This is a genomic window from Micromonospora echinofusca (assembly GCF_017614955.1).
GTDB classification, from domain to species: domain Bacteria; phylum Actinomycetota; class Actinomycetes; order Mycobacteriales; family Micromonosporaceae; genus Micromonospora; species Micromonospora echinofusca_A.
In genome coordinates this window covers 1-5,180 of record NZ_WVUH01000429.1, presented here as the reverse complement: position 1 = coordinate 5,180, position 5,180 = coordinate 1, and the positions used below count along the sequence as shown (strand labels likewise).

The 5,180-nt window shown below is 71.2% G+C and carries 4 protein-coding genes; 1 reads left to right on the top strand and 3 read right to left on the bottom strand.

Translation table 11 applies throughout. From position 1 onward, the window contains the following. Positions 1 to 29: 29 nt before the first annotated feature. The 3 genes from GSF22_RS30205 to GSF22_RS30195 all read right to left on the bottom strand — a co-directional run bounded on the left by GSF22_RS30205 (position 30) and on the right by GSF22_RS30195 (position 3,802). Positions 30 to 1,697, bottom strand: coding sequence for a fumarate hydratase (locus GSF22_RS30205; protein WP_208817318.1), 1,668 nt, complete (start codon positions 1,695 to 1,697; stop codon positions 30 to 32). Between the two features lie 101 nt (positions 1,698 to 1,798). After that, on the bottom strand, positions 1,799 to 3,229 hold the full coding sequence (locus GSF22_RS30200; protein ID WP_208817317.1) for an outer membrane protein assembly factor BamB family protein: 1,431 nt from the start codon (positions 3,227 to 3,229) through the stop codon (positions 1,799 to 1,801). Positions 3,230 to 3,310: 81 nt separating this feature from the next. Beyond that, entirely contained in the window at positions 3,311 to 3,802 is a 492-nt protein-coding gene (locus tag GSF22_RS30195; protein WP_208817316.1) for an Lrp/AsnC family transcriptional regulator, read from the bottom strand. A 139-nt stretch (positions 3,803 to 3,941) separates the two neighbouring features. On the opposite strand from GSF22_RS30195, the gene hppD reads away from it, so the two are divergent. Next, entirely contained in the window at positions 3,942 to 5,147 is a 1,206-nt protein-coding gene (hppD, locus tag GSF22_RS30190) for a 4-hydroxyphenylpyruvate dioxygenase (RefSeq protein ID WP_208817315.1), read from the top strand. Positions 5,148 to 5,180: the final 33 nt, after the last annotated feature.

Sequence of the window (5,180 nt, the reverse complement as noted above, 5' to 3'; positions counted from 1 at the left end):
GGGCGGGGCGGGGCGGTTCAGGTCACCCGCTATCGGCGGCCGACGGTGAGGACCGGCTTGGTGACCTCGGCGAAGAAGTCGTTGCCCTTGTCGTCGACGACGATGAAGGCCGGGAAGTCCTCGACCTCGATCTTCCAGACCGCCTCCATGCCGAGTTCCGGGTACTCCAGGACCTCGACGTGCTTGATGCAGTCCTGGGCGAGCCGGGCGGCCGGACCACCGATCGAGCCGAGGTAGAAACCGCCGTGCTGCTGGCAGGAACGGGTCACCTGGGCCGACCGGTTGCCCTTGGCGAGCATGACCTGGGAGCCCCCGGCGGCCTGGAACTTCTCCACGTACGCGTCCATCCGGCCGGCGGTGGTCGGACCGAACGAGCCGGAGGCGTACCCCTCCGGGGTCTTCGCCGGGCCGGCGTAGTAGACGGCGTGGTCCCGCAGGTACTGCGGCATCGGCTCACCCGCGTCCAACCGCTCGGCGATCTTGGCGTGGGCGATGTCCCGGGCCACCACCAGCGGGCCGGTCAGCGACAGCCGGGTCTTCACCGGGTACTTGGACAGCTCGGCCCGGATCTCGTCCATCGGCCGGTTCAGGTCGACCCGGACCACCTCCTCGGTGGCCAGGGTCTCGTCGGTGACCTCGGGCAGGAAGCGGGCCGGGTCGGTTTCGAGCCGTTCCAGCCAGACGCCCGACGGGGTGATCTTGGCGACCGCCTGCCGGTCCGCCGAGCAGGAGACCGCGATGGCCACCGGGCAGGACGCGCCGTGCCGGGGCAGCCGGACGACGCGTACGTCGTGGCAGAAGTAGCGCCCACCGAACTGCGCGCCGATGCCGAAGTTGCGGGTCAACTCCAGCACCTCGGCCTCCAGCTCCAGGTCCCGGAAGCCGTGCGCGGTCATCGAGCCGGAGGTGGGCAGCGCGTCCAGGTACTTCGCGCTGGCGTACTTGGCGGTCTTCAGCGCGTACTCCGCGGAGGTGCCGCCGATGACGATGGCCAGGTGGTACGGCGGACAGGCGGAGGTACCGATCAGCCGCAGCTTCTCCTCCAGGAACTGCATCATCCGCGTCGGGTTCAGCAGCGCCTTGGTCTCCTGGTAGAGGTACGACTTGTTGGCCGAGCCACCGCCCTTGGCCATGAAGAGGAACTTGTACGCGTCGGCGTGCCCGTCCGGGTCCTCGGCGTAGATCTCCACCTGCGCCGGGAGGTTGCTGCCGGTGTTCCGCTCCTCCCACATGGTGAGCGGGGCGAGCTGCGAGTACCGCAGGTTCAGCCGGGTGTACGCCTGGAAGACGCCCCGCGAGATCGCCTCGTGGTCGGTGCCGTCGGTGAGTACGTGCCGGCCCCGCTTGCCCATCACGATCGCCGTACCGGTGTCCTGGCACATCGGCAGCACGCCACCGGCGGCGATGTTCGCGTTGCGGAGCAGGTCGAGGGCGACGAAGCGGTCGTTCGGCGACGCCGCCGGGTCGTCGATGATCGACCGGAGCTGGGCGAGGTGCGCGGGGCGCAGGTAGTGCGCGATGTCGTGCATCGCCTCGGCGGTCAGCGCGGTCAGCGCGGCCGGATCGACGGTGAGGAACCGCCGACCTCCGGGACCGTCCACGACATCGACGCCCTCGTCTGTGATCAGGCGATACTCGGTGTGGTCGGCACCGACCGGCAGCAGGGGGGCGTAGGCGAACTCGGCGGCACTGCTCATGAGCGGCAAGCCTAGGGCAGACGGGCCGTCCGGTCCCACCCGCCGGGTGGGTCGTGGGACACCTCTCTCACCCGGCGGCCCGGGGCCGCCGACCACCGCGCTCAGTTGTCCTTGCCGCCGTCGCGCGGCGGGCAGATCTCCTGCTTGGGCCCACCGCAGGTCGGCCCGGTACCACCCGGTCCGTCGCCGGGCGCGGGGCCGTCGCCGGGTGCGGCGTCCGGTGACGGAGCCGGACCGCCCGGGGCACCGAACCGGACGTACCCGATGTCCCGGCCCTCCCCGATGACCATGCCCTCCGGGCCCACCGCGAGGGCGTCCGCCTTGGTCCGCAGGTTCACCAGTTCGGCGCCGGTACGCGGGTGCAGGGCGACCAGCCGGTCGGGTTTCTCGTCGGCCAGCACGGCGGCGTACGGGGTCAGCGCGGCGCCCACCTTGTCGCTGGCCGGCCGGCGCCACCGGTCCCGTCCGGTGGCCAGGTCCCGGCTCGCCACGGAGCGTTTGTCCCCGGCCCGGACCAGCCCGTACCGGTCGTCCACGGCGAGCAGCCTCTCGCCGTCCCGGCCGACCCAGAGCAGCCGACCGTCGTACGCGTCGAGCACCGTCTCCCGCCCGTCCGACCCGACCCCGACGAGCACGTTCCGTCCGCCCTGGGGATCCTCGCGCTGGGCGCAGCCGGCGCCGTCGGCGGTCCTCGGGTTGATGCCGGTACGCCGCCACACCTCCACGCCGTTCGCCGGGTCCCGGGCGACGAAGGTGAAGTAGCAGGTGCCGTCCGCCGAACGGGCCTCGATCCGCAGCAGCCGGCCGCCGACCACCACCAGCCGCTCCTGGCGGCCGGGCTGCACGTCCTGCACCACCCGGCCGGTGGCGGTGTCGACGATCTGCACCTTGCCGTCGGCCGGGAACCCGATCAGCGCCGGCATCTGCTCCGGACCGGCGGCGCCCGGGTCGATCCGGTCGGCGGTGAGCCGCCGGGTACCGCGTACCTCCGGGTTGTCGGCCAGGAAGCCGCTCTGCACGCCGGGCAGGTAGGCCGTCCAGCGGGGGGTGCTGCCGCGCGGGTCCCAGGCGGTCAGGGTGCAGTCGGTCGCCTCGGTGCAGCGGGCGTCGAGGATCCCGTTGCGGTACGTCCAGACGGCCACCGCCCTGGTGTCCCGCCGACGGACCGCCCCGGTGGCGGGGTCGAGCACCTCGTACCCCTTGACCAGGAGCTTGCCCACGGCGACGACGGCGTCGGACGGGCCCCCGGCGACCGCCGCCCAGTCGGCCTTGCGTTCCCAGAGCTGGGTACCGGTGGCGAGGCTGCGCGACTCGACCCGGGTACGCTGCTCGATGATCACGCTCTGCCCGGCAATGGTCACGCTGCGCGGGGTACCGCCGATCCGCTGCTGCCAGAGCACGTCCGGTTCACTGAGCGGGGTCGGCCGGTTCACCCAGTCCCAGGCGGTCGGGAACGGGTTCCACACCCCGGTGGCGGCCAGTGCGACCACGACGGCCAGCACGAGCACGAGCCAGCGGGTCCCCTTCGCCACCGGAACACCGTAGCCAGGTCCGGGGCGGACACACACCACCTCTCCGCCGTGTCGCCCCCGCTTCCTGTCCCGACGGGCCGGTCAGTCGACCGGTACGGCGGAGCGGACCAGCGGCAGAACCCGGTACGGGATCTGCTCGGCGAGCGCGATCAGCGTGGAGGCCCGGGCGATCCCCTCGTACGAGACGATCTGGTCGATCACCCGTTGGAGGTCGGTGTTCGACCGGGCCACGATCCGGCAGAGCAGGTCGCTGGACCCGGTGATGGTGTGCGCCTCCAGCACCTCCGGGATCGCCGCCAGGTGGGCGGTCACCCGGTCGTGTCCGTGCCGCTGGCTGATCTCCAGGGTGATGAACGACGTCACCGTGAAGCCGATCGCCGCCGGTACGACCTGCGGCCCGAAGCCGGCGATCACGCCCCGGGCGACCAGCTTGTCCAGCCGGGCCTGCACGGTGCCCCGGGCCACCTGGAGGCGGCGGGAGCATTCCAGTACCCCGATCCGGGGTTCCTCGGCCAGCAGTTCGATCAGGCTGGCGTCCAGTTCGTCGAGCTGGACAGTCTGCACAGCAGTCATGACCGGACACCGTACCGAATGCGCAACCTGACCAGCATCCGACGAGAGAGTTGCCCAGCTCACGACGGGCCGCGATGCTTCGGCACAGGACCATGTCACGGTGGCCCACGAGGCCGGCCGACACGGAAGGGAGTGCAGCATGACCCAGGCGATCGACCGACCCACGTCGACCGAGGAGGTCGACCTCGACCGGCTCATCGGGGCGGTCAACCACGACATCTCCGCCGACCCGTTCCCGGTGAAGGGTCTGGACCACGTCGCGTTCCTGGTCGGCAACGCCAAGCAGGCCGCCCACTACTACTCGACCGCGTTCGGCATGACCTGCGTCGCGTACCGGGGCCCGGAGCAGGGCTACCGCGACCACGCCGAGTACGTACTGACCAGCGGTTCCGCCCGGTTCGTGCTGACCGGCGCGGTCCGGCCGGACGCACCCGGCGCCGACCACGTGGCCAGGCACAGCGACGGGGTGTGCGACATCGCCCTGGAGGTACCGGACGTCGACGCGGCGTACCGGCACGCGCTCGCCGAGGGCGCCACCGGCCTGGTCGAGCCGCACGACGTGACCGACGAGCACGGCACCGTCCGGATGGCCTCGATCGCCGCGTACGGCGACACCCGGCACTCGCTGATCGACCGGTCCCGCTACACCGGGCCGTTCCTACCCGGTTTCGTGTCCCGCGCCCCGATCGTGGACCGGCAGCCGATGATCGACGCCGGGGTGCAACCGAAGCGCTTCTTCCAGGCGGTCGACCACGTCGTCGGCAACGTGGAGCTGGGCCGGATGGACGAGTGGGTGGAGTTCTACCGCCGGGTCATGGGCTTCACCAACATGGCCGAGTTCATCGGCGACGACATCGCCACCGACTACTCCGCGCTGATGTCGAAGGTGGTGGCGAGCGGCACCCGCAAGGTGAAGTTCCCGCTCAACGAGCCGGCGGTGGCCCGGAAGAAGTCGCAGATCGACGAGTACCTGGAGTTCTACCAGGGGCCGGGCGCCCAGCACATCGCGCTGGCCACCAACGACATCCTGGCCAGCGTGGACGCCATGCGGGCCGCCGGGGTGGAGTTCCTGGACACCCCGGACTCGTACTACGACGACCCGGAGCTGCGCGCCCGGATCGGCAACGTCCGGGTGCCGATCGAGGAGCTGAAGTCCCGCAAGATCCTGGTCGACCGGGACGAGGACGGCTACCTGCTCCAGATCTTCACCAAGCCGGTGCAGGACCGGCCGACGGTCTTCTTCGAGCTGATCGAACGGCACGGCTCGCTCGGTTTCGGCAAGGGCAACTTCAAGGCCCTGTTCGAGGCGATCGAGCGGGAGCAGGAACGACGCGGCAACCTGTAACACTGTCCGCGTGACGCAGCCGCCCCCGCACCC

Coding starts and splice junctions, on each gene's coding strand:
- GSF22_RS30205 (WP_208817318.1), bottom strand. CDS start 1,697: ATGAGCAGTGCCGCCGAGTTCGCCTACGCCCCCCTGCTGCCGGTCGGT.
- GSF22_RS30195 (WP_208817316.1), bottom strand. CDS start 3,802: ATGACTGCTGTGCAGACTGTCCAGCTCGACGAACTGGACGCCAGCCTG.
- hppD (WP_208817315.1), top strand. CDS start 3,942: ATGACCCAGGCGATCGACCGACCCACGTCGACCGAGGAGGTCGACCTC.